Below are 23,564 nucleotides of genomic sequence, written 5' to 3' on the forward strand. Positions count from 1 at the left end.
GCCCCATGCAATCCGGCGGCGGAATTCTTCGCCAGCCCACGTCCGTCTGGGCCACCGCGTTCGCCGCGGTCGTGGCCTTCATGGGCATCGGCCTCGTGGACCCCATCCTCCCCTCCATCGCCCAAGGCCTGAAGGCCACCCCCAGCCAGGTGTCGCTGCTGTTCACCAGCTACTTCCTGGTGACGGCGGTGGCGATGCTGATCACCGGCTGGGTCTCCAGCCGCATCGGCGGCAAGCGGACGCTGCTGGCCGGGCTCGCGCTCGTCATCGTCTTCGCCGCGCTCGCCGGCACCTCCACCAGCGTCGGCGAGCTCGTCGGCTTCCGCGCGGGCTGGGGCCTGGGCAACGCGCTGTTCGTGGCCACCGCGCTGGCCGTCATCGTGGGCGCGGCCAGCGGCGGCGCCGAGGCCGCGATCATCCTGTACGAGGCCGCGCTCGGCCTGGGCATCTCCGCCGGCCCGCTGGTGGGCGCCCTGCTCGGCGACTGGAACTGGCGGGCTCCGTTCTTCGGCACCGCCACCCTCATGGCCGTCGGCTTCGTCCTGATCGTCACCCTGCTCAAGGCCACTCCCAGGCCAGCGGCCAGGACCAGCCTCGCCGCCCCGATCAAGGCGCTCGCCCACGGCGGCCTGTCCACCACGGCCTTCACCGCGCTCTTCTACAACTTCGCGTTCTTCACCGTGCTGGCCTTCACCCCGTTCATCCTGCACATGTCGCCGTACGGCATCGGCGCCGTCTTCTTCGGGTGGGGCGTCTGCGTGGCGCTGGCCTCGGTGTTCGGCGCGCCGCCGCTGCAGCGCAAGATCGGCTCGGTGAACGTGCTGCACCTGGCGCTGGCGCTGCTGGCCGTGTTCCAGATCGGCATCGCGCTGTCCGGGCACGTCGGGATCATCCTGTTCACCGTGCTGTCCGGCATCCCCATCGGCCTCAACAACACCGTCTTCACCGAGTCGGCCATGGAGGTCTCCGACGCGCCCAGGCCCGTCGCCTCCGCGGGCTACAACTTCGTGCGCTGGATGGGCGGCGCGCTGGCCCCGTTCATCGCGACCAAGCTGGGGGAGGAGATCGGCGTCGCCGTCCCGTACGCGCTGGGCGCCGCCTGCTGCCTCGTCGGCATGGCCATCCTCTACCTCCGGCGCCACCACCTGCGCGTCCTGAGCCGGGTGGACGCCGACCACACGCTCCAGGACGCCGTGGCTCCCGCTGGTTGATAATTTCCTGACATGGTGGGACCTGTCCTGTTACTCGTGGCCGGATTGCTCACGGCGTCCCCGAGGGCCGAGCTGTCCGTGATGACCTGGAACGTCTGCGCGGGCACCAACTCGGCGTGCCCCCTCTACCGCGCGGGCGCGCTCGAACTGGCGCAGAGCATCGGCGGGTACGCGATCAAGAACGGCCCTCCTGACGTGATCTTCCTTCAGGAGTTCTGCACGGGCGCGGCCGGCACGCTCGAACTCTGGCTGGAACAGCGCACCGGACGGAACTGGACCATCGGCTCATGGGGCCTGACCTCCCACGACGGCACCCCGTACGCCTGCCACCCCGACCGCCTCGGCCGCCCGCGCGGCGCGCAGAGCATCGCGGTCGCCGTGGCGGGCGACGCCGCCACCTTCGAGGCCCACCCGCTGCCCGCCCCGCCCTGGTACGTCACGCGCGCCGTCCTCTGCGCCACCGTCCCCGCCAGGAAGGTGCGCGTCTGCGGCACCCACCTGTCCTCGGGCCGGGCCGACGACGACCGCCAACCGGGCGCCCCCTACCGGACCAGGCAGATCAGGCGGCTGCTCGAGATCGCGGCCGAGCCGGGACACCGCACGATCCTCGGCGGAGACCTCAACGTGGCGCCCCCGGACAGCGGATACGGCAGCGCCGCCGGCCGCCGGGCCGTCGCTCCGCTCTACCGCGCGTACCAGGAATGCGACCAGCGCGGCGCGCCGCGCACCGGCCGGTGGACCAGGGAGGGTAAAAAACTCGATTACCTGTTCGCGCCCAAAGGCACGGTGCGGGGCTGCCGCGTCGGGCGGGACGTGACGCTGTCCGACCACAAGCCCGTCCACGTCAAAGTGGCCCTATAGGAAGATCCCAGGCCATCCTGGTGTTGAATTGTCGGAACCCGCACCCAGACGGAAGGATCGACTGTGCCCACGATCGGTGTACTCGCTCTCCAGGGAGACGTGCGCGAGCATGCGCGCATGCTTCAGGAGGCAGGAGCGTCGGCCACCGCCGTGCGCCGACCGGCCGAGCTGGACGCGGTCGACGGCCTGGTCATCCCCGGTGGGGAGTCGACCACCATGTGGAAGCTCGCCGAGACCTTCGACATGCTGGAGCCGCTGCGGATGCGGATCAAGGAAGGCATGCCCGCCTACGGGTCCTGCGCCGGCATGATCATGCTGGCCGACAGGATCGAGGACGGCGCCGCCGGACAGCAGACGGTCGGCGGCATCGACATGGTGGTCAGGCGCAACGCGTTCGGCCGCCAGGTCGACTCCTTCGAGTCCGACCTGGACTTCGCGGGGGAGCGGGTGCACGCGGTGTTCATCCGCGCTCCCTGGGTCGAATCCATCGGCGGCGACGTCGAAGTGCTGGGCAGGTGCGAGCCTGGGGATAGGATCGTCGCGGTCCGTCAAGGGCCGTTGCTCGCGACGTCGTTCCACCCCGAGCTGACCGGGGACGCGCGCGTGCACCGTTACTTCGTAGACATGGTGAGGGAGCTCTAGGTAATGTCCGGCCACTCCAAATGGGCGACGACGAAGCACAAGAAGGCCGCGCTCGACGCCAAGCGCGGCAAGCTGTTCGCGAAGCTCATCAAGAACATCGAGGTGGCGGCACGGACCGGTGGCCCCGACCCGGACGCCAACCCCACGCTCTTCGACGCCATCTTCAAGGCGAAGAAGAACTCCGTGCCCAACGACAACATCGAGCGCGCCCGCAAGCGCGGCGGCGGCCTCGAAGCCGGTGGCGCCGACTGGCAGACCATCATGTACGAGGGTTACGCGCCCGGCGGCGTCGCGGTGCTCATCGAGTGCCTCACCGACAACCGCAACCGCGCCGCCTCCGAGGTCCGCGTCGCGCTGACCCGCAACGGCGGCTCGCTGGCCGACCCCGGGTCCGTCTCCTACATGTTCAACCGCAAGGGCGTCGTGATCGTGCCCAAGCAGGACGGGCTCGACGAGGACACCGTGCTCATGGCCGTCCTCGACGCGGGCGCCGAGGAGGTCAACGACCTGGGCGAGTCGTTCGAGGTCGTCTCCGAGGCCGGTGACCTGGTGCCGGTCCGCAAGGCGCTGCAGGAGGCCGGGCTCGACTACGACTCGGCCGAGTCGAGCTTCCTGCCGACGATGAGCGTGCCGCTCGACGAGGAGGGCGCCAAGAAGGTGTTCCGCCTCATCGACGCGCTGGAGGACAGCGACGACGTCCAGAACGTCTTCGCCAACTTCGACGTGTCGGACGACGTGCTGGCGGCGCTGGACTAGCAGTCGCACGACGTAAGGGCTCGGCCACGCCGGGCCCTTACTCATGCGTGCCCGCCCTCGTGCGGCGCTCCGGGGCTTCCTCCGGAGCGTGAGAAGAGCTCCGGGGCTTTCTTCGGCGCGGGTGGGTTCCGGGGCTTTCTTCGGGTGCGAGAAGGGACGGGGCAGCGTAGGGTCGGGCGACGTGACTTCCCCCACCCCTCCACAGGCCCCCTCTCCGGCGCTCGGCTGGCTGCTGGCCGTGCCCGCGTTGCTCGGCACGCTGATCTCGCTCGTGCTGCCCACGGCTCAGACGATCTGGCTCAGCCTGCAGAGGGGCGGCGTCCTGCGCGAGAGCACGTACGTGGGGTTCGCCAACTACGGCAGGCTGCTGGGCGACGGCGAGTTCTGGCGGGCGGCGTGGTTCACGCTGTCGCTGGTCGCGATGCCGTTGCTGGTGGCCGTGGTGGTGGCGCCGCTGCTGGCGGTGGCGCTCGACCGGGCGGGCACGTGGCCGCGGAGGGCCGGGCGGATCGCGCTGTCGCTGGCGATCGTCACGTTCTCGCCGGTGGGGGTGGCGGCGGCCTGGATGCGCGGGCTGGCGCCGGACGCGCCGGGTCTGGCGGGGCTGGCCGAAGGGTTGCGCGATCCCGCGACCGCGCCTGGAACGCTCCGGCTGATCGTCGCGGCCGGCACGTTCGGGGTGGTGTGCGCGCTGGCGGTCATGGCGTTCCTGCCCGCCCTGCGCGCCGGCTCCGTCCCGCAGGGCTTCTCCGGCGGGTCTCGCGGTGGTGTGGGGCCCGCGATGCTCGTGGTGGGGGTGCTCGTCGCGATCGCCACGGTCGCGGTGGGGCTCCAGACGTTCTCCTTCGGCCTCGTGCTCACCCGGGGCGGCCCTGAGCGCTCCACAGAGACGCTCGCAGGGCTGGAGTACGACTCCGCCTTCCGGATGGCCGAGTTCGGCCCTGGCGCGTCCGTTGCGACCCTCACGGGGGTGATCCTCGGCGTGCTGGGCATCGTCGCGACGGTCGTCGTGGCGGCCTCTCGGCTGAGCGTCACGCTGACCCCGCGTACCGCGCCTGAGCCGGGAGCGGCCGTGCCGACCTCACCTGCGGCCCCTGCGGGAGTGCCGACCGCCCCTGCGGCAGGGCCGATCGCGCCGGGGGCGGGCCCTGCGGCTGCTCCTGTGGTGGCGCCGGGCGCGGCCGCTGGACGTGGTGCCGGGACCGTCGGCATGGCCGTCGGGATCGTGGCGCTGGTGGTCTTCCTCGCCGCCGCGCTCGTGTGCGCCTGGCCGTGGATCGACGGCGTGCTCGCCTCGCCCACCTCGGAGGCGGGCTCCCTGCGTTCCCAGGTGAACACGTGGGTGCCGGCGATCGGCGGAGCGGTCGTCTCGGTGGGCGTCGCCTACCTGGCCGCGCTCGGGATCGGCGGCCTGCGCCCGCTGGGGCGCGGGAGCGAGTGGCTGCTGCTGGTGTTCGCGCCGTGGCTGTTCGTCGGCACCGGGCCCCTCGGCGTCGCCAACTGGCAGAACATGCGCAACATGGGCCTCATCGACTCCTTCCTGGCCCTCGTCCCACCCCTTCTCGTCAGCGTCCCGGCCCTGCTCGTGCTCACGCTCCTGTGCAAGGGGCTGGCCGAGCGCACCGACAAGGACTTCTTCGGCGGCGTGTTCCTCCCGTCGCTCCCCATGGCGGGCATCCTCGCCGGGGCCGTCGCCCTGATGAATGCCCAGGACCTGCTCTGGCCGCTGCTGGTCGCCCAGAAGCCGGCGTTGTTCACCGCGCCGGTGGCGCAGATGGCCCAGCTCGGCTCCTTCGCCGCCACGAAGCCCGACGTCGGCGCCGCCACGCCGCTGCTCGTCGTCGCCGTCGCGCTGGTCGCCGTCGTGGCCGCCCAGCTGCTCTACCTCGACAGGCTCGCCATCACCACGAACGGCTCGCGGGCGCGCACCGCCGCCGCGTAGGCGCGGCACCCCGCCGCCCAAAGTGGACCGGCGGCGCGGCCCGCCATAGGTTGGGTCCTCGTGGAGATTCGCAACCTGATCGCTGAAGACCTCGACGACGTTCTTGACCTGCGCAGGCGCTCTTTCGGGCCGCTGCCCCCCGGCGACAACGAGAAGTGGCGCCGGGCGGTGCTCCCGGCGCTCGGCGAGGGCCGCTATCTGGGCGCGTTCGACGGCTCCAGGCTCGCCGGGGCCGCGCGGCTGCGCCGGTTCACGCAGTGGTGGCACGGCAGGCCGCAGCCGATGGCGGGCGTCGCCGGCGTCACCGTCAATCCCGAGGACCGTGGCCGTGGTGTCGGCAGCCTGCTCATGCGGGCCGTCGTGGAACGGGCCGCCTCCCTCGGCGACGCGGTCTCCGCGCTCTTTCCGGCCACCACGCCGATCTACCGCTCGATCGGGTACGAGCACGCCGGAGGCCAGTACAAGGTGCGGCTCCCGGCCGAGGCGCTGCGCCAGATCCGGCCGTCCGGGCAGGTCAAGCTGCGCAGGATGGGCCCGGACGACGCGGGCGAGGTCGTCTCCCTGCTGCACCGCGTCCACTCGGCCACCCGCGCCAGCGGCCCCATCTCCTGGGACGAGGGCACCTGGGCCCTGTGGCTGGAGAACAAGGACGACTTCCTCTACCTGGCCGAGGACGGTTTCGTCGTCTACCGGTGGCGGGGCGACGACATGCAGGTGGAGAGCCTGGTCGCCGGCTCGGGGGAGACCGCGCGGGCGTTGTGGTCGCTGGTGGGCAGCGCGTCGTCGATCGCGCGCCATGTCGTGGCCGCCGTGGCTCCGGACGACCCGGTGCTGTGGATGCTGCGGGAGCGGTCCAACGAGGAGGTGCGGCAGGCGCGGTGGATGTTCAGGGTGCTGGACGTGGCCGCCGCGGTGGAGCGGCGGGGTTATCCGGCGTTCGTGAGCTGCGAGGCCGTGGTGACCGTGGACGATCCGCTGGGTGGTGGGGGGTCGTGGCGGCTGGAGGTCTCGGGTGGGTCCGGTGCGGTGACGCCCGTCGAGGAGTCCGGGGTCAGGCTCTCGGTGAACGGGTTCTCGGCGTTGTACGCGGGGGTGCCGACGGCGACGTTGCGGTTGAGCGGGCTGATGTCCGGTGACGACCGGTACGACGAGGCGCTCGACGCGGCGTTCGCCGCCAGGCCGTACATGCTGGACTACTTCTGATCGGAGGCGCGCCCGCGGCTCCCTTCCCCGGCGTACGGGCGATTACCGGTGCGTGGGCGCCCCCGCCGGGGTAAAGTCTCGTGCCGAACAGGTGTTCGGCGACGGGAGGGCGGGCCGGTGCGGGTGATGGGCGTCGATCCGGGGCTGACCCGGTGCGGCCTGGGCGCTGTCGAGGGGCGGCCGGGCGCGCCGCTGACGCTCGTGGCCGTCGGGGTGGTGCGCACCGGGGCCGACGAGGAGCTCGGCGCGCGGCTCGTCGGCATCGAGGCCGGCATCGAGCAGTGGCTCGACGACGTACGGCCCGACGCGGTGGCGGTCGAGCGCGTCTTCAGCCAGCACAACGTACGCACCGTCATGGGCACCGCGCAGGCGGCCGGGATCGCCGTGCTGTGCGCGGCCAGGCGCGGGCTTCCCGTGGCGCTGCACACGCCGTCCGAGGTCAAGGCGGCCATCACCGGCAGCGGCACCGCCGACAAGAAGCAGATCGGCGCCATGGTCACCCGGCTGCTGCGCCTGAGCGAGATGCCCAAGCCCGCCGACGCGGCCGACGCGCTGGCCCTGGCGATCTGCCACGTGTGGCGCGGCGGCGCCCAGCACCGCCTGGCCGCCGCCCTCGCCAAGGCCACCCGGAAGGACCCCAGGTCGTGATCATCCGCTTCGGGGGCGGCTTCGGGAGCTCTGGCGGCTCTGAGGGCTTTGAGGGCTCTGGCGGCTTGGGGGATGGCGCGCCGCGCGGCCGGTCCGCGCGCCCGCGGCGTGTCGTCCGTGATCATGCGGGAGGATGTCGGGCTGTGACCTTCGCCGGTGGTGTGCGGGCCCCGGCGGCGTGGAAGGATGGTGGGCTGTGATCGCGTCGGTGTCGGGCAAGGTGGCCGCGATCGCTCCCGACGGAGCCGTGATCGAGGTCGGTGGCGTCGGCATCCTCACCCACTGCACTCCGGGCACGCTCGCCACGCTGCGGATCGGGGAGGAAGCGCGCCTGGCCACGTCGCTGGTGGTGCGGGAGGAGTCACTCACCCTCTACGGGTTCGCCACGGACGACGAGCGAGCCGTGTTCGAGCTGCTGCAGACGGCCAGCGGGGTCGGGCCCAAGCTGGCGCTGGCGATGCTCGCCGTCCACATGCCCAACGCGCTGCGCGTCGCCGTGGCCAGTGCGGACCTCAAGGCGCTCACGCAGGTCCCGGGGATCGGGCAGAAGGGGGCGCAGCGGATCGTGCTGGAGCTGAAGGACCGGCTCGGCACGCCGGAGGAGGCGGTCAACGCCGCGCTCAACGGGGAGCGGCGCGTGGCGGCGTGGCGCGATCAGGTCCACTCGGGGCTGGTGGGGCTGGGCTACTCCAGCAAGGACGCCGACGAGGCCGTCGCCGTCGTGGAGCCGGTCGCCGACGCCGACCTCGCCGCCGGACGCCGTCCCCAGGTCGCCGCGCTTTTGAAGGCCGCCCTGCAATCCCTGAGCGTCCGATGACCCGCCGCCCCGTCCGTCCGCGCGCCGCGCTCTTTCGCGCCGACGTGACCGCTCGTGCCGCGCTCAAGCCCGGTTTTTACGGCGGGGCCAAGGTAACCGCACGCGCCGACGCCGGTTTCCCTCTGTCATGGCCGGTCGTGAAGGCTCACGGGCTGCTCGCCGTGACGAGCGAGTCGCAGGCCCGGCACCGTGGCCCGGCCGGGCGCCGACCGCGTTGCGCCGGCCGCCACCGCACCACGTCCCGCCGTCGCGGCGCGGTGGGCTCCGCCCGCGCGCCGGGAGCGCCCGTCGCGGCGCCGTCGCGCCGTCCGGGCTCCGGCTTGGCGCCGTCGCGCCGCCCGGCGGAACCCCGGGCGACGTCGCGCTGTCCGGGCGCACGCCTGGCGACGTTGCGAGGCCTCGGCGCCCCGACGGCGATGCGGTGGGCGGGGGTCGGTGTGAGGGGTTCGTGGGGTGTTGGCGATGGAGCCGGTGTGAGGGGGTGTGGGGGTGGGGTTTGAGCGGGAGTTGGTGTCGTCCGAGGCCGGTGGCGACGAGCTGCAGATCGAGGCGGCGCTGCGGCCCAAGCGGCTCGGCGAGTTCATCGGCCAGGGCCGGGTGCGCGAGCAGCTCTCCCTCGTGCTCGAGAGCGCCCTGCGCAGGCAGCGGCCGCCCGACCACGTGCTGATGAGCGGGTCGCCCGGGCTCGGCAAGACCACGCTGTCCATGATCATCGCCGCTGAGCTCAACGCGCCGCTGAGGATCACCTCCGGCCCTGCGCTGGAGCGGGCCGGCGACCTGGCCGCCATCCTGTCCACGCTCGCCGAGGGCGAGGTGCTGTTCATCGACGAGATCCACCGGATGGCCAGGCCCGCCGAAGAGATGCTCTATCTCGCCATGGAGGACTTCAGGGTCGACATCGTCGTCGGCAAGGGCCCGGGAGCCACGGCCATCCCGCTCGACATCGCGCCGTTCACGCTCGTCGGCGCCACCACCCGCGCCGGGCTGCTGCCCGCGCCGCTGCGCGACCGGTTCGGGTTCACCGCGCACATGGACTTCTACGAGGTCGGCGAGCTCGAGCAGGTGCTCTACCGGTCGGCCAGGCTGCTCGGCGTGGTCCTGCCCGGGGACGGGGCGCACGAGATCGCCAGGCGGTCCCGGGGGACGCCCCGTATCGCGAACCGGCTGCTCAGGCGAGTGCGGGATTTCGCGGACGTAAGGGCCGACGGGGTGATAAACCGGGAAATAGCGGCGGCGGCCCTCAACCTGTACGAAGTCGACGCCGAAGGGCTCGACCGGCTCGACAGGGCGGTCCTGGACGTGCTGCTGAAGAAGTTCGGTGGCGGCCCGGTCGGCCTGTCGACGCTGGCCGTGGCCGTAGGGGAGGAGCCGGAGACCGTCGAAGTGGTGGCCGAGCCGTTCCTCGTACGCCAGGGCCTGCTGGCCAGGACCCCGCGCGGCCGGGTCGCGACGGCGGCCGCCTGGAGTCATCTCGGCATGACCCCGCCCCCCGACGCGTTCGGAGCAGCGGTATTCGACTCAGACGGCTGATCACAGAACGGTTGCAACCGTTTCAAAATGGGAACTTCCCCGCGCGCCGAAACGCTGCCTCGTTGCCGCGTTTCGCAACAACGGCCTACACTCCGTGGCTTGGCTGGCTGTGTAGGCTGACGGGCTGAGCGGCGCGGCCCCGACGCAACGCACGGAATTTCCGGCGCGAGGCCGGTGTCAACTTCTTGTACGACAATGGAAGGTCGCCCCTTATGGACATGGGACAACTCGGTAGCATCCTGCCGCTGATTCTGCTGGTGGTGGTGTTCTACTTCCTGCTGATCCGCCCTCAGCGCAAGCGTCAGCAAGAGGCGATCCAAATGCAGAACTCCCTGGCTCCGGGCGCCCGGGTCATGACCACGACCGGGCTGTTCGGCACCGTGGTGACGGTGGACAATGAGGACGTGGTCCTCGAGATCGCACCGGGGATCGAGACCCGCTGGGTGAAGGCCGCGATCGGCCGTGTGGTCACGCCCGGGGACGCTCCCGCGGCGGACGAGTCCTCCGACGACGACGCCGCACCGGGTGAGGAGGGCAAGAAGGAGTCCGAGGCCACCGTGGATCGCAACGATGACCAGGACTCCAGCACCAAGCAGTCCTGACTAAGCTCTGCGACAAACCTCTATCTGAAAGAACTGACGACCAGTGGCCCGACCGACCAGCCGCCACAGCCGACCGGGGCGAACGCTCCTGGTGCTGCTGGCGCTCATCCTCGCCCTGGGCGGGACGATGTTCCTGCAGAAGGCGTTCACGCCCAAGCTGGGTCTCGACCTCGCCGGCGGCACGACGGTGACTCTGTCCCCGGTGACCCAGAACAACACGGCACCGCCGGATGAGATTCTCGATCGCGCAGTCAACATCATCCGCGATCGAGTCAACGGCAACGGCATCTCCGACGCGGAGGTCGCCAGGTCCGGCAGCAACATCATCATCTCGATCCCGGGCGTCGGACAGAGCGAGGCCATCAAGCTGGTCGCCACCACCGCGGAGCTGCGTTTCCGCCAGGTGCTGGCCATGGAGGCCACGCAGGTTCCGCAGAACCTGGCCACCAACGCGCCGACGCCGAACCCGTCGGCTTCGGCGAGCCAGTCCGCCACTCCCAAGTCTGACAAGTCCACCACCCCCAGGTCGGACAAGTCCGGCTCGCCCGCGGTCTCCACGCCCCAGCCCAGCGCGTCCCCGACGGGCAAGGCGTTGTCGTCCGCGCTGACCGCGCCGACGCCCGCCGCGTCGGGGCAGCCGGCCGCCACGGACAACCCCCAGCAGCCGGCCGCCACGGACAACCCTCAGAAGCAGCAGAAGAAGGGCCAGGACGCCAAGGCCAGCCCGACGGCGGCCCCGTCCGGCCAGCCCAGCACGCCGCCCGCGCAGAACCCCAACGCCGGCGTCAACACCCAGGGCATCGACCCGGCGGTGCTGGCCCAGTTCAACAAGCTTGACTGCGCCAACCCGGCCAACCGCGGCCAGGGCGTCCAGGACGACCCGAAGAAGCAGTTCGCCGGCTGCGAGACCGACGGCAGCTACAAGTACGTCCTCGACGTCGCCAAGGTCGTCGGCACCGACATCGACACGGCTTCGGCGGGCGTCCGGCAGGGCACCGTCGAGTGGGTCGTCCAGCTCGACTTCAAGAGCAAGGGCGCGGCCGAGTGGAGCAAGCTCACCACGGCCGCCTACAACTCCCAGGAGCCGCGCAACAAGGTCGCGGTCGTGCTCGACGGCGTCGTCATCACCGCCCCCAACATCATCAGCCCGATCCCCGGCGGCCGGGCCGAGATCACCGGCGGGTTCGACCAGCTCAGCGCCACCGCGCTGGCCGACCAGCTCAAGTACGGCGCGCTGCCGCTGAAGTTCAACCGCAGCTCGGTCGACACGGTCTCCTCGACGCTGGGCCAGGACCAGCTGCAGGGCGGTCTGATCGCGGGCCTCATCGGCCTCGTGCTCGTCGTGGTCTACTCGATGCTCTACTACCGCGGCCTCGGCATCGTGGCGGTGCTGAGCCTCGTGGTCGCCACGATCCTGACCTACACGGCGGTGGTCGTGCTTGGCCACAACGCCAACTTCCGGCTCTCGTTGCCGCACATCATCGGCCTCGTGGTCTCGATCGGCATCACCGCCGACTCCTTCATCGTCTACTTCGAACGCATACGTGACGAGATGAAGGAGGGCCACCGGACTCTCCGCGCGGCCGTCGAGGTGGCCTGGGTCCGCGCCCGGCGCACGATCCTGATCGCCGACGCCGTCATGTTCATCGCCGCGATCGTGCTCTACTTCCTGGCGGTGGGCGGTGTGGCCGGGTTCGCCTTCGCGATGGGCCTGACCACGCTGATCGACATCGTGGTGGTGTTCCTGTTCACGAAGCCGTTCATCGCCCTGCTGGCGAGGCTGAAGTTCTTCGCCAAGGGGCACCCGCTGTCCGGCCTCGACGCCGAGCGCATGAGCGAGGTCGGCTCGTCCGGCCGCCCGACCACTCCGCAGGAGGCCTGAGATGGGACTGGCGCGTCGCCTCTACCGCGGCGAGATCAATGTCGACTTCGTCGGCCAATGGAGGCTCTGGTACAGCCTGTCGGGCATTCTGCTGCTCATCTCGATCGCGGGTCTGCTGATCAACGGGCTCAACCTGGGCGTGGAGTTCAGGGGCGGCACGGTCTTCTCGTTCAAGTCCGAGCAGGCCACCGTCCAGGAGGTCCGCGAGGCCGTCCTCGATCAGGGCGCGCACCAGGCGATCGTCCAGTCGGCCGGCACCGGCGGCTGGCGGGTGACCACCGAGAGCCTCCCGGAGAACACCAGGGAGCAGGTGCAGTCCCAGATCGCCAAGGACTTCAACACTCCGGTCGGGCAGGTCAGCGTGCAGGCCATCGGCCCGTCCTGGGGCGGTGAGGTCTCGCAGAAGGCCTGGATCGGCCTGGGCGTGTTCATGCTGGCGATCATCCTGTACCTGTCGATGGCGTTCGAGCCGAAGATGGCCATGTCGGCGATCGTCGCGCTCATCCACGACCTCGTCATCACGGCCGGCATCTACGCCTGGTCGGGCTTCGAGGTCACGCCGGCCACGCTGCTGGGCTTCCTGACCATCCTCGGTTATTCGCTCTACGACGCGGTCGTGGTGTTCGACATGATCAAGGAGGTCACGGCCAAGCTGGGGCACACGTCGAAGATGACGTACTCGATGGCGGCCAACAACGCGCTCAACCACACGCTGATCCGGTCGCTGAACACCTCGCTGGTCGCGATCCTGCCGGTGGCGGCGATCCTGTTCATCGGCACCACGCTGCTCGGCGCGGGCACGCTGAAGGACCTGTCGCTGGCGCTGTTCGTCGGCATGATCGTCGGTACGTACTCCTCGCTGTGCGTCGCCACGCCGCTGCTGGTGACGTTGAAGGAGCGGGAGCCGAAGTACCAGGCCATCGCCAGGAGGCTGGCCTCGACGGGAAGCGGCAAGGGGCCGAAGGGTTCCAAAAGCGCGGCCGTAGCCAAGGGATAACCGGCGCACAGACACGTACGACGCCCTCAGCCTTCACGGGATGGGGGCGTCGTTGTGTGCGCGGGATGCACCATCGCGACTCCTCCGCTTCCTGAGAGGAAGCGGCTTCTCGCTTTCCCCGGCAGAGGTATCCGGAGTCGGCGACGGCCAAGCCCTGACCGGTGCCCTGCTGGGGCACGAGGAAACGCTATCAGGGAGGCGATTCCCCAGCCGGATGATTCCGGCAGTACCCTCTCGAGGTCCGATGGAGCCCGGCACACCGCCGGTGCACGATTGCGAGGAGACGCCATGACCGAGCTGAGCACGATGATCCTGGACAGGATCAGGGACGTGCCCGACTACCCCAAGCCGGGCGTGATGTTCAAGGACATCACCCCGCTGCTGGGCGACCCGGTCGCCATGGCGGCCGTGGTGGACGAACTGGCCGGGCTTCACCAGGTGGACAAGATCGTGGGCATCGAGGCGCGCGGGTTCATCCTCGCGGCTCCGGTGGCGTACCGGGCGGGGGCGGGTTTCGTACCGGTACGGAAGAAGGGGAAACTGCCCGCCGAAACCCTCGAAGAGTCCTACGATCTGGAGTACGGCTCCGCGACCATCGAGGTCCACCGTGACGCCTTCACGCCCGGCGACCGCGTTCTCGTGGTCGACGACGTGCTGGCCACGGGCGGCACCGCGAGGGCTGCCGTGGAGTTGGTGAAGAGGGCCGGCGCCGAGGTCGTCGGCATCGCCGTGCTCATGGAACTGGCCTTTCTCAAGGGACGTGAGCGGGTGACGGGAGTGGACCTGCACTCCCTCGTGATCGTCTGAGCCCGACCCGCGACGGCCCAGGTTCGCCGCCTGGATACACTGGGGGATCTGGACTCGAACGTGAGGAGCCATTGCGTGAGGAGTCTGTGTGCCCCGTGATGTGGTCGTGCCCGACGTAACCGACTCCGGCAACGCCGAGGCGTCCGGCGTTCCAGCGGTGCGTCGACGGCGATTTGGGGGTGGGGCCATGAATCCGGTGCTGGAGCCGTTGTTCCGCACGGTCCGCGCCACCCACCCCAAGGCCGACCTGCGCGTGATCGAGCGTGCGTACGACGTCGCCGCCTACCACCACCGCGACCAGAAGCGGAAGTCCGGCGACCCGTACATCACCCACCCGCTGGCCGTGGCCACGATCCTGGCCGAGCTCGGCACCGACGACGAGACCCTGTGCGCCGCGCTGCTCCACGACACGGTGGAGGACACCGCCTACAGCCTCGACGAGCTGCGCGGCGACTTCGGCGACACCATCGGGTCCCTGGTCGACGGCGTGACCAAGCTGGACAAGGTGAAGTTCGGCGACGCCGCGCAGGCCGAGACCGTGCGCAAGATGGTCGTCGCCATGTCGCGCGACATCCGCGTGCTGATCATCAAGCTCGCCGACCGGCTCCACAACATGCGCACCATGCGCTACCTCCCCGAGCACAAGCGCCACCAGAAGTCGCGCGAGACGCTGGAGATCTTCGCCCCGCTGGCCCACCGCCTGGGCATGAACACGATCAAGTGGGAGCTCGAGGACCTGGCCTTCGCCATGCTCTACCCCAAGCGCTACGACGAGATCGCGCGCATGGTGTCGGAGCGGGCGCCGCGCCGCGACCTGTTCCTGCAGGAGGTCATCGAGAAGGTCTCCGGCGACCTGCGCGAGGCCAAGATCCGCGCCGTGGTCAAGGGCCGGCCGAAGCACTACTACTCGGTCTACCAGAAGATGATCGCCCGCGACGTGGCCTTCGACGACATCTACGACCTGGTGGGCATCCGCGTCCTCGTCGACAGCGTGCGCGACTGCTACGCCGCGCTCGGCACCATCCACGCCCGGTGGAACCCGGTGCCGGGGCGGTTCAAGGACTACATCGCGATGCCCAAGTTCAACATGTACCAGTCGCTGCACACCACGGTGATCGGTCCCGAGGGCAAGCCGGTGGAGCTGCAGATCCGCACCCACGCGATGCACCACCGGGCCGAGTACGGCGTGGCCGCGCACTGGAAGTACAAGGAAGAGGTCGGCAGCCCCGGCCCCACCGGCAAGGTCAAGCCGGGCAGCGACATGGCCTGGCTGCGCCAGCTCCTCGACTGGCAGAAGGAGACCTCCGACCCGGGCGAGTTCCTGGAGTCGCTGCGGTTCGACCTGTCGGTGTCCGAGGTCTACGTCTTCACCCCGAAGGGGCAGGTCATCGCGCTGCCCGAGGGGGCCACGCCGGTCGACTTCGCGTACGCCGTGCACACCGAGGTGGGTCACCGCTGCATCGGCGCCCGGGTCAACGGGCGGCTGGTGCCGCTGGAGTCGCGGCTCGGCAACGGCGACACGGTCGAGATCTTCACCTCCAAGTCGCCGGACGCCGGGCCGTCGCGCGACTGGCTCAAGTTCGTCAAGTCGGGCCGGGCCCGCAACAAGATCCGGCAGTGGTTCTCCAAGGAGCGCCGCGAGACCGCGATCGAGGCGGGCAAGGAGGCCATCGGGCGGGCCATGCGCAAGCAGGGCCTGCCGCTGCAGCGGCTGATGTCCGGCGAGGCGCTGCTGGCGCTCGCCCGCGACCTGCGCTACCCCGACGTCTCCGCGCTCTACGCGGCCGTGGGGGAGGGGCACATCGCGGCGCAGGCCGTCGTGCAGAAGCTGGTGGCCTCGATCGGCGGCGTCGACAGCGCCGAGGAGGACATCGCCGAGACCTCGCTGCCCACCCGGCTGCGCGGCCGCCCCCGCGGTGGCGGCGCGGGCGTGGTCGTGGCGGGCGACGCCGACGTGTGGGTACGCCTGTCGAAGTGCTGCACCCCGGTGCCCGGTGACGAGATCGTCGGGTTCGTCACGAGGGGGCACGGGGTGTCGGTGCACCGCGGCGACTGCACCAACGTGCAGCAGCTCAAGGAGCAGCCCGACCGGCTCGTCGAGGTCAGCTGGTCGCCCAGCGACGACAGCGTGTTCCTGGTCGCGATCCAGGTGGAGGCGCTGGACCGGCCGCGCCTGCTGTCCGACGTCACGCGTACGCTCTCCGACCAGCACGTCAACATCCTGAGCGCGTCGGTCACGACGTCCCGGGACCGGGTGGCGATCAGCAAGTTCACGTTCGAGATGGGCGATCCCAAGCACCTGGGGCACGTGCTCAAGGCCGTGCGCAGCATCCAGGGCGTGTTCGACGTCTACCGCGTCAGCGGCGCCGGCAACTGACCGCTTCCGGGGCGCCGGGCCCCGGCGGCGGGTCAGCGGGGGCGGAGGTCGGGGAGGTTGACGACGATGGCCTCCTGGGTGCTGCGGGCGATGACGACCACGGCCTCCTGCGACGGGTCCGGATTCTCCTCGCGATGGGGCACGTACGGCGGCACGAAGATGTAGTCGCCGGGCTTGGTGTCCAGCCGCACCTCCCGCCCGTCCTCCAGGAACACGAACGACGGCGTGCCGCTGACCACGTAGATGGCCGTCTCCGAGGCCCCGTGGTGGTGGTCGGACGAGCGCGTGGCGGGCGCGACGTGGGTCTCGCCCATCCAGAGGCGGACGGACCCGGCCGTGGCCCCGCTGATGGCCGCGAGCCTGCGCATGCCGGAGCTCTGCGCCGTCTCGCCCGAGAGCTCCCCTGAGGGCACGTGACGCAGCGGCTGGTGGAACGGGTCACCCTCGGCCCGGTAACCCTCCCAGAGACGCCCTCCAGCGCGTTCCAGGACGTCCGAGGCGACGGCGGCCAGCCGTGCCGAGTCGTCGACGGCGCCGAGCAGCGCCTCCGCCAGCACCGGGTCGTGGGCGCGCAGCTCGCGCAGCAGCCACTTGCCGCTCCCCTGCCACCTGCGCCCCAGCCCGAGCGCCATCCTGGCGGTCTCCTGCGCCACCTGCCACCGGATGAACGTCCGCTCGCCGGCGTCCGTGGCCCCCGAGAGGTCGTCCAGGAGGTCGGAGAGGGCGTATCTGGCCCGTTCGGCCTGTGAGCTGGTCAGACCGCCCGGTCCGGCCGTCAGGCGCTCGCTCAGCGCCGCCTGGAGGTCGCTGGCCCGGCCGCTGGTCCGGTCGGTCAGCACCGCGCCCTCGGCGCACATGCGGGCCAGGCTCGGCTGGCGCCGGTCGAAGTCCTTGTCGAGGTAGGCGCGCAGGCTGGTCTCGCTGTGCACGAACAGCTCCACGGGCCACTCGCGCCACCGCAGCGACTCGCGGTAGGGGGTGGGCAGGCCGTCGAGCACCACGACGACGTCGAGGTCGGAGGTGCTGGTGCGGCGCTCGGTGAGGGCGCTGCCGCCGACGAAGGCGTACAGGGCCCCCGGGAACATCTCCTCGACGAGGGCACGTGCGGCGCTGACGGGATCCATGCCCGCCAGCCTAGGTCTCAGCCCCTTCCGCCGCCGCCCCATTTCACGCACCGCCGCCACTCGCTCGCGCACGGTCGCGTGGCCCGGTGGAGACCGGAAGGGGCCTCCACCGGGATCAGCTGAACTCGGCGAGCGTGCGCTCGGCCTCCTCCAGCCACGAGCGCCGGGCGATCAGCGCCTCCTCGGTCTCCTTGATGTCCTTGGCGCGACCGGCCGTCTGCGCCTTGGACAGCCGCTTCTCCAGCTGATCGATCGAGGTGCGCAGCTGGTCGACGGTGCTCTGCGCACGGGCCCTGGCCTCCGGGTTGGAGCGCTTCCACTCGGCGTCCTCGGCCTTGCGCACGGCCTCGTCCACCTTGCGCAGCCCGCCCTCGAGCCGGTCGCGCTGCTCGCGCGGCACCGGGCCGGCGGCCTCCCAGCGCTCCAGGATGTTCCGCAGCGCCGAGCGGGCCGTGCGCACGTCCGTGACCGGGAGGATCTTCTCGGCGTCGGCCAGCAGCACCTCCTTGACCTCCGCGTTGGCGGCCAGCGAGGCGTCGCGCTCGGCGAAGACGGCGGAACGGGCCTGGAAGAACTGGTCCTGCGCGCCCTTGAAGCGGGCCCACAGCTCGTCCTCGGCCTCGCGCGAGGCCCGGCCGGCGCTCTTCCACTGCTGCATCAGCTCGCGGTAGATCGCCGCGGTCTGGCCCCAGTCGGTCGAGTCGGCCAGCGCCTCGGCCTCGGCGACGATGCGCTCCTTGGCCGCCCGCACGCCCTCGCGCTGCTCGTCGAGCCCCGCGAAGTACGTCTTGCGCCGCTTGGCGAACGCCGTACGGGCCGCCGAGAGCCGCTTCCACAGCGCGGCCTCGGTGACCCGGTCGATGCGGTCGGCGGCCTTCCACTCCTCGACGAGCTGGCGCAGCCGCTCGCCACCCGACTTCCAGTGGGTGGTCTCGTCCGCGATGCGCTCGGCCTCGGCGACGATGCGCTCCTTGACCGACCTGGCCTCGGCGCGCGCGTGCTCGCGGGCCGCCTTGACCTCCTCGCGGCGCTGGGCGACCAGCTCCGTCAGGCCGTCGAGCCGGGCCGTCAGCGCGTCGAGGTCGCCGATGGCGTGGGCGTCGGCGACGGCCTCACGCAGCTTGGCGATGTTCGCCTCGGCCTGGGCAGGAGCCAGGTCGGTGCCCTTGACGCGCTGTTCCAGCAGCTGCACCTGACCGGCCAGCTCGTCGTACTTGCGATGGAAGTAGGCCAGTGCCTCTTCGGGTTCACCGGCCTGCCAGGAGCCGACGGCCCGCTCTCCCTCAGCCGTACGCACGTAGACGGTGCCGTCGTCGTCTACCCGGCCCCACGGGTCGGTGCTCACCGTGTCCTCCCGCACTTTCCATCAGACCCTTCGGGACTACTTCGTCCCTAGTTTGTATTACGTCAGCTCTTGCTGGCGATTGTCACGTCTTTGATTTCGACGGTTTGCTTCGGCGCCCCCGTCCCGTCGCCGGCGTCCCCGATGACGCCTGCTTTGTTCACCTTGTCCAGGATGTCGAGCCCCTTGGTGATCGTACCCACCGGCGTGTAATCCGGCGTGAGCCCGATGTCTCCGAAAACGAGGAAGAACTGGCTGCCCGTGCTGCCCGGCGCCTGCGTTTTGGCCATGGCCATCACGCCGCGCTTGTACTGGGCGCCCTGGAGGTTCTCCTCGGCCATGACGTAGCCGGGGCCGCCGGTGCCGTCCTGGCTCTTGCCGTCGGCCTTGGCCGACGGGTCGCCGCACTGCAGCATCGGGAACTGGGCGCTGCCGAGCCGGTGGCACTTGCTGCCGTCGTAGTACTTCTTCTTCGCCAGGAACTCCAGCGAGTTGGTCGTGCAGGGCGCCTTGGCGTTGTTCAGCTCGACGACGATGTCGCCCTGGTTGGTCCTGAACGTCATCGTCTTGGTCGCCGGCGTGGTCTTGACCTTGGCCGGCGGCATGCCGACGTCCTTGACCTGCCCGCCTCCGGCGTCCTTGACGTAGTCGCACGTGCCCGTCGCCGCGTCGTACGGCTTGGGCCCCGCCGCGGCCGAAGCCGAGGCCGAGGCCGACGGCGCGGCGGTGTCGGCGGCCGACGCCGTGGGCGAGGAGGCCGCGTCGGTCCCCGCGTCGTTGCCGCCCAGCAGCGCGACCGCGGCGACGATGCCGCCGATCACGATCACGACGCCCACCGAGGAGCCGATGATCGCCGTGCGCTTGGCCTTCTGCTCGCGTTCGACCCGGCGATGCATCTGCCGCTCGTAGTGCTCACGAGCGAGCTGCCTCTGCCGGTCCTTCCCCGTGGCCACCGCTTTGCCTCCCATAGTCAATCAACTGAGGTGGGCGAATCGTATCGGCCAACGGGTAATGATTCGCAGCCCGGCGACCCGCACCGGTACCCTTCGGTTACATTCCCATTGGCTTTTCGACGAGATCACCTGAGGCAGATGCTCATCGCCGGCTTCCCCGCAGGGGCCTTCCAGACCAATTGTTACGTTGTCGCGCCCGCGGCCGGCGAGGAATGCGTGATCGTCGATCCAGGTCAGGACGCGACCGAGGGCGTCGACGAGCTGCTGCGCGAGCACCGGCTCAAGCCGGTCGCGGTCCTGCTCACCCACGGCCACCTCGACCACGTCTGGTCGGTGGCCCCGGTCTGCGGCGCGCGTGACGTCCCCGCGTGGATCCACCCCGACGACCGCCACCTGCTGAGCGACCCGGCCGCCGGCTGGTCGGGCACGAGCGCCTCGATGTTCGGCGGGCTGACGCTGAGCGAGCCCGACGACGTGCGCGAGCTGTCCGACGGGGCCGTGCTGGAGCTGGCGGGCCTCGAGCTCGTGGTCGACCACACGCCCGGCCATACCAGGGGGTCGGTGAGCTTCCGGCTGCCCGGCGACGAGATCATGTTCTCGGGCGACCTGCTGTTCGCCGGCTCCATCGGCCGCACCGACCTGCCCGGCGGTGACTACACGACCATTTTGCGCAGCCTGGCTGCCAAGTGCCTGACGCTGCCTGACGATACGGTCGTCCTGCCGGGCCACGGACCACAGACGACGATCGGCCGCGAGCGCGCTACCAACCCATATTTGAAGGAAGCGGCGCCGCAGTCCGGTCCCACACGAGGGATCTAATGAGCTTCCAAGCACCTAAAGGTGTCAAAGAGTACGTTCCACCGCAAGCCTCGACGTTCTACGCGATTCGCGGAGCTTTCGCCGAGACGGCCCGGCGGGCCGGATACTCGTACCTGGAGACCGCGGTCTTCGAGGACACCCAGCTGTTCGCCCGTGGCGTCGGCGAGTCCACCGACGTCGTGAGCAAGGAGATGTACACCTTCACCGACCGCGGCGGCCGGTCGCTGACGCTGCGCCCGGAGTTCACCGCCGGCGTGCTGCGCGCGGTCCTGGAGTACGGCCTGCACCGCGGCCAGCTCCCGGTCAAGGTCTGGACCGACGGCCCGGTGTTCCGCGCGGAGGCGCCCCAGGAGGGCCGCTACCGCCAGTTCTACCAGCTCGACCTGGAGGCCATCGGCAGCGAGGACCCGGCCGTCGACGCCGAGACGATCGCGCTGGCCGCGCAGTGGTACGCCGCGCTCGGCCTCACCCAGGTGCGGCTGCTGCTCAACTCGCTGGGCTGCAAGGAGTGCCGGCCGATCTACCGAGCCCGGCTGCAGGAGTTCCTGCGCGCGCTCGACCTCGACGAGGCCACCAGGGCCCGCATCGAGATCAATCCGTTGCGCGTGCTCGACGACCGGCGCCCGGAGGTGCGCGCCCAGCTCGAGGACGCGCCGCTCATCGGCGACCACCTCTGCGCCGACTGCACGGCCTACCACGACCGGGTCAAGCAGCTCCTGGCCGACCTGGACATCCCGTGGGAGGACGCGCCCAGGCTGGTGCGCGGGCTCGACTACTACACCCGCACCACCTTCGAGTTCGACCACCCGCTGCTGGGCGCGCAGTCCGGCATCGGCGGCGGCGGCCGCTACGACGGGCTCTCCGAGGCCATCGGCGGGCCGGCGCTGCCCGGTATCGGCTTCGGGCTCGGTCTCGACCGCACCGTCATCGCCCTGGAGCGGGAGGGCGTCGTGCTCGACACCCCCGCCCGCTGCGAGGTGTACGGTGTGGCGCTGGGCGACGAGGCGGCGCGGGACATGTTCAGGCTCGTGAGCGAGCTGCGCGCGGCCGGTGTCGCCGCCGACATGTCCTTCGGCGGCAAGGGGCTCAAGGGCGCGATGAAGGGGGCCGATCGTTCCGGCGCCCGTTTTGCCCTGATCCTGGGCGAGCGTGACCTGGCGGCCAAGGCCGTGCAAGTGAAGGACCTGACCACCGCTGAGCAGACCGAGGTGCCCTTGGCCGAGGTCGTCGACTTTTTGAAAGGGAAACTGCAGTGATCCGCACGCACAAGGCCGGGTCGCTCCGCGAGGAGCACACCGGGCAGCAGGTGACGCTCGCAGGATGGGTGGCCCGCCGCCGTGACCACGGCGGCGTGGTCTTCATCGACCTGCGCGACGCCTCCGGCTCGGCGCAGGTGGTCTTCCGCGAGGAGGACCACGCCCACGACCTGCGCGCCGAATACTGCGTGAAGGTCGTCGGCCAGGTCAGGGTCCGCCCCGAGGGCAACGAGAACCCCGACCTGCCCACCGGCGCGATCGAGGTCGTGGCCGAGCAGGTCGAGGTGCTGAGCGAGTCCGCGCCGCTGCCCTTCCCGATCGAGGGCAACGTGGGGGTCTCGGAGGAGGCCCGCCTCAAGTACCGCTACCTCGACATCCGCCGCCAGCAGGTGGCCAACGCCATGCGCACCCGCTCCAAGGCCACCTACCTCGCCAACGAGGTGATGCACGAGCTGGGCTTCGTCTACGTCGAGACGCCGACCCTGACCCGCTCCACGCCCGAGGGCGCGCGCGACTTCCTGGTCCCGGTGCGCCTGCAGCCCGGCAACTGGTACGCCCTGCCCCAGTCGCCCCAGCTGTTCAAGCAGCTCCTCCAGGTCGCCGGCCTCGAACGCTACTACCAGCTCGCCAAGTGCTACCGCGACGAGGACCTGCGGGCCGACCGGCAGCCGGAGTTCACGCAGATCGACGTCGAGATGTCCTTCGTGGACCAGGAGGACGTCATCGAGGTCGGCGAGAAGCTGATCGGCCGGCTGTGGAAGGAGATCGCCGGCTACGAGCTGTCGACGCCGCTGCCGCGCATGACGTACGCCGACGCGATGGCCCGCTACGGCTCCGACAAGCCGGACCTGCGCTTCGGCCAGGAGCTGGTCGAGATGACCGGCTACTTCGCGGGCACGCCCTTCCGCGTCTTCCAGGCCGAGTACGTCGGCGCCGTGGTCATGCCGGGCGGCGCCTCGCAGACGCGCAAGGAGCTCGACGGCTGGCAGGATTGGGCGCGCAGCCGCGGCGCCAAGGGCCTGGCCTACGTGCTCGTCCAGGAGGACGGCACGCTGGGCGGCCCCGTCGCCAAGAACCTCACCGAGGAGGAGCTCTCCGGGCTCGCGGCCAAGGTCGGCGCCGAGCCGGGCGACGCGATCTTCTTCGCGGCCGGCCCGAAGCACTCCTCGCGCGACCTGCTCGGGGCGGCCCGCCTGGAGATCGGCCGCCGCTGCGGCCTGATCGACGAGTCGGCGTGGGCGTTCCTGTGGGTCGTCGACGCCCCCATGTTCGAGCCCGTGTACGACGAGGTGGGCCGCGAGATCGGCTGGACCGCCGTGCACCACCCGTTCACCGGGCCGAAGCCGGAGTGGGCCGACAACTTCCAGGACCACCCGGGCGAGGCGCTGGCGTACGCGTACGACATGGTCTGCAACGGCATGGAGATCGGCGGCGGCTCGATCCGTATCCACCGGGCCGAGATGCAGCAGCGCGTCTTCGACGTGCTGGGCATCTCCAAGGAGGAGGCGGAGAGCAAGTTCGGCTTCCTGCTGGAGGCGTTCAAGTACGGGCCCCCGCCGCACGGCGGCATCGCCTACGGCTGGGACCGCATCTGCATGCTGCTGTCCGGCGGCGACTCGATCCGTGACGTGATCGCGTTCCCGAAGACGGCCTCCGGCTTCGACCCGCTCACGGGCGCGCCCACGCCGATCACGGGCGAGCAGCGCAAGGAGGCGGGCGTCGACGCCAAGCCCAAGGCCGAGGTCTAGGCATGTGAGAACGGCGGGCACCGGAGCCGGTGCCCGCCGTTCTCGCT

The 23,564-nt window shown here is 70.7% G+C and carries 20 protein-coding genes; 17 read left to right on the plus strand and 3 right to left on the minus strand.

Annotated elements, in window-relative coordinates; genetic code table 11:
- The first annotated feature begins 5 nt into the window (after positions 1 to 5).
- The 14 genes from ACWDRB_RS21380 (at position 6) to ACWDRB_RS21445 (ending at position 16,275) form a co-directional block, all read left to right on the plus strand.
- Positions 6 to 1,211 (plus strand): MFS transporter, encoded by a 1,206-nt coding sequence (locus ACWDRB_RS21380; protein WP_449896160.1) that lies wholly within the window; start codon positions 6 to 8, stop codon positions 1,209 to 1,211.
- A 12-nt stretch (positions 1,212 to 1,223) separates the two neighbouring features.
- Entirely contained in the window at positions 1,224 to 2,072 is an 849-nt protein-coding gene (locus ACWDRB_RS21385) for an endonuclease/exonuclease/phosphatase family protein (RefSeq protein WP_449896162.1), read from the plus strand.
- 63 nt (positions 2,073 to 2,135) lie between these two features.
- The gene (gene pdxT, locus ACWDRB_RS21390; RefSeq protein ID WP_449896164.1) at positions 2,136 to 2,714 is read left to right on the plus strand and encodes a pyridoxal 5'-phosphate synthase glutaminase subunit PdxT; all 579 of its coding nucleotides are present in this window, start codon (positions 2,136 to 2,138) and stop codon (positions 2,712 to 2,714) included.
- A gap of 3 nt (positions 2,715 to 2,717) precedes the next feature.
- Positions 2,718 to 3,470, plus strand: coding sequence for a YebC/PmpR family DNA-binding transcriptional regulator (locus tag ACWDRB_RS21395; protein WP_449896166.1), 753 nt, complete (start codon positions 2,718 to 2,720; stop codon positions 3,468 to 3,470).
- A 181-nt stretch (positions 3,471 to 3,651) separates the two neighbouring features.
- The gene (locus tag ACWDRB_RS21400; RefSeq protein ID WP_449896168.1) at positions 3,652 to 5,412 is read left to right on the plus strand and encodes a hypothetical protein; all 1,761 of its coding nucleotides are present in this window, start codon (positions 3,652 to 3,654) and stop codon (positions 5,410 to 5,412) included.
- A gap of 60 nt (positions 5,413 to 5,472) precedes the next feature.
- Positions 5,473 to 6,615 carry a GNAT family N-acetyltransferase gene (locus ACWDRB_RS21405; RefSeq protein ID WP_449896170.1) on the plus strand — a complete coding sequence of 381 codons (1,143 nt, stop codon included), beginning with the start codon at positions 5,473 to 5,475 and terminating at the stop codon, positions 6,613 to 6,615.
- Positions 6,616 to 6,732: 117 nt separating this feature from the next.
- The gene (gene ruvC / locus ACWDRB_RS21410; protein WP_449896172.1) at positions 6,733 to 7,263 is read left to right on the plus strand and encodes a crossover junction endodeoxyribonuclease RuvC; all 531 of its coding nucleotides are present in this window, start codon (positions 6,733 to 6,735) and stop codon (positions 7,261 to 7,263) included.
- A gap of 196 nt (positions 7,264 to 7,459) precedes the next feature.
- A complete protein-coding gene (gene ruvA, locus ACWDRB_RS21415) occupies positions 7,460 to 8,080 on the plus strand; it encodes a Holliday junction branch migration protein RuvA (protein ID WP_449896174.1) in 621 nt (206 codons plus the stop codon).
- 489 nt (positions 8,081 to 8,569) lie between these two features.
- Positions 8,570 to 9,610 carry a Holliday junction branch migration DNA helicase RuvB gene (gene ruvB, locus ACWDRB_RS21420; protein WP_397370939.1) on the plus strand — a complete coding sequence of 347 codons (1,041 nt, stop codon included), beginning with the start codon at positions 8,570 to 8,572 and terminating at the stop codon, positions 9,608 to 9,610.
- A gap of 218 nt (positions 9,611 to 9,828) precedes the next feature.
- Entirely contained in the window at positions 9,829 to 10,212 is a 384-nt protein-coding gene (gene yajC / locus ACWDRB_RS21425) for a preprotein translocase subunit YajC (RefSeq protein WP_350727175.1), read from the plus strand.
- 43 nt (positions 10,213 to 10,255) lie between these two features.
- On the plus strand, positions 10,256 to 12,094 hold the full coding sequence (secD, locus tag ACWDRB_RS21430) for a protein translocase subunit SecD (RefSeq protein ID WP_449896177.1): 1,839 nt from the start codon (positions 10,256 to 10,258) through the stop codon (positions 12,092 to 12,094).
- Between the two features lies 1 nt (position 12,095).
- The gene (gene secF / locus ACWDRB_RS21435) at positions 12,096 to 13,091 is read left to right on the plus strand and encodes a protein translocase subunit SecF (protein WP_350727177.1); all 996 of its coding nucleotides are present in this window, start codon (positions 12,096 to 12,098) and stop codon (positions 13,089 to 13,091) included.
- A gap of 288 nt (positions 13,092 to 13,379) precedes the next feature.
- On the plus strand, positions 13,380 to 13,898 hold the full coding sequence (locus ACWDRB_RS21440; protein ID WP_350727178.1) for an adenine phosphoribosyltransferase: 519 nt from the start codon (positions 13,380 to 13,382) through the stop codon (positions 13,896 to 13,898).
- Between the two features lie 187 nt (positions 13,899 to 14,085).
- On the plus strand, positions 14,086 to 16,275 hold the full coding sequence (locus ACWDRB_RS21445) for a RelA/SpoT family protein (RefSeq protein WP_355198457.1): 2,190 nt from the start codon (positions 14,086 to 14,088) through the stop codon (positions 16,273 to 16,275).
- A 32-nt stretch (positions 16,276 to 16,307) separates the two neighbouring features.
- On the opposite strand, the gene ACWDRB_RS21450 is transcribed toward ACWDRB_RS21445, so the two are convergent.
- The 3 genes from ACWDRB_RS21450 to ACWDRB_RS21460 form a co-directional block, all read right to left on the minus strand.
- Positions 16,308 to 17,399: a cupin domain-containing protein gene (locus ACWDRB_RS21450; RefSeq protein ID WP_449896180.1), complete on the minus strand. Its 1,092-nt coding sequence runs from the start codon at positions 17,397 to 17,399 to the stop codon at positions 16,308 to 16,310.
- A gap of 115 nt (positions 17,400 to 17,514) precedes the next feature.
- Positions 17,515 to 18,744 carry a DUF349 domain-containing protein gene (locus tag ACWDRB_RS21455; RefSeq protein WP_449896182.1) on the minus strand — a complete coding sequence of 410 codons (1,230 nt, stop codon included), beginning with the start codon at positions 18,742 to 18,744 and terminating at the stop codon, positions 17,515 to 17,517.
- Positions 18,745 to 18,806: 62 nt separating this feature from the next.
- The gene (locus ACWDRB_RS21460; protein WP_449896184.1) at positions 18,807 to 19,694 is read right to left on the minus strand and encodes a peptidylprolyl isomerase; all 888 of its coding nucleotides are present in this window, start codon (positions 19,692 to 19,694) and stop codon (positions 18,807 to 18,809) included.
- Positions 19,695 to 19,832: 138 nt separating this feature from the next.
- Here ACWDRB_RS21460 and ACWDRB_RS21465 point away from each other — a divergent pair, with 138 nt between their 5' ends.
- From ACWDRB_RS21465 to aspS, 3 genes are read left to right on the plus strand one after another with little or no spacing between them, the layout of a single operon-like run.
- Positions 19,833 to 20,513 carry an MBL fold metallo-hydrolase gene (locus ACWDRB_RS21465; RefSeq protein ID WP_350727183.1) on the plus strand — a complete coding sequence of 227 codons (681 nt, stop codon included), beginning with the start codon at positions 19,833 to 19,835 and terminating at the stop codon, positions 20,511 to 20,513.
- The gene (hisS, locus tag ACWDRB_RS21470) at positions 20,513 to 21,769 is read left to right on the plus strand and encodes a histidine--tRNA ligase (protein ID WP_449896186.1); all 1,257 of its coding nucleotides are present in this window, start codon (positions 20,513 to 20,515) and stop codon (positions 21,767 to 21,769) included. The genes ACWDRB_RS21465 and hisS overlap by 1 nt, the downstream gene beginning before the upstream one ends.
- Entirely contained in the window at positions 21,766 to 23,517 is a 1,752-nt protein-coding gene (aspS, locus tag ACWDRB_RS21475; RefSeq protein WP_449896188.1) for an aspartate--tRNA ligase, read from the plus strand. The genes hisS and aspS overlap by 4 nt, the downstream gene beginning before the upstream one ends.
- The last annotated feature ends 47 nt before the right edge of the window (positions 23,518 to 23,564 follow it).

The organism is Nonomuraea sp. NPDC003707 (assembly GCF_053587055.1).

What these genes read in the sequence shown, in the direction of transcription:
- yajC (WP_350727175.1), top strand. Translation starts at nt 9,829, where the DNA reads ATGGGACAACTCGGTAGCATCCTGCCGCTGATTCTGCTGGTGGTGGTG.
- secF (WP_350727177.1), top strand. Translation starts at nt 12,096, where the DNA reads ATGGGACTGGCGCGTCGCCTCTACCGCGGCGAGATCAATGTCGACTTC.
- ACWDRB_RS21450 (WP_449896180.1), bottom strand. Translation starts at nt 17,399, where the DNA reads ATGGATCCCGTCAGCGCCGCACGTGCCCTCGTCGAGGAGATGTTCCCG.
- ACWDRB_RS21395 (WP_449896166.1), top strand. Translation starts at nt 2,718, where the DNA reads ATGTCCGGCCACTCCAAATGGGCGACGACGAAGCACAAGAAGGCCGCG.
- ACWDRB_RS21380 (WP_449896160.1), top strand. Translation starts at nt 6, where the DNA reads ATGCAATCCGGCGGCGGAATTCTTCGCCAGCCCACGTCCGTCTGGGCC.
- ACWDRB_RS21385 (WP_449896162.1), top strand. Translation starts at nt 1,224, where the DNA reads ATGGTGGGACCTGTCCTGTTACTCGTGGCCGGATTGCTCACGGCGTCC.
- ACWDRB_RS21465 (WP_350727183.1), top strand. Translation starts at nt 19,833, where the DNA reads ATGCTCATCGCCGGCTTCCCCGCAGGGGCCTTCCAGACCAATTGTTAC.
- ACWDRB_RS21440 (WP_350727178.1), top strand. Translation starts at nt 13,380, where the DNA reads ATGACCGAGCTGAGCACGATGATCCTGGACAGGATCAGGGACGTGCCC.
- hisS (WP_449896186.1), top strand. Translation starts at nt 20,513, where the DNA reads ATGAGCTTCCAAGCACCTAAAGGTGTCAAAGAGTACGTTCCACCGCAA.
- ACWDRB_RS21445 (WP_355198457.1), top strand. Translation starts at nt 14,086, where the DNA reads ATGAATCCGGTGCTGGAGCCGTTGTTCCGCACGGTCCGCGCCACCCAC.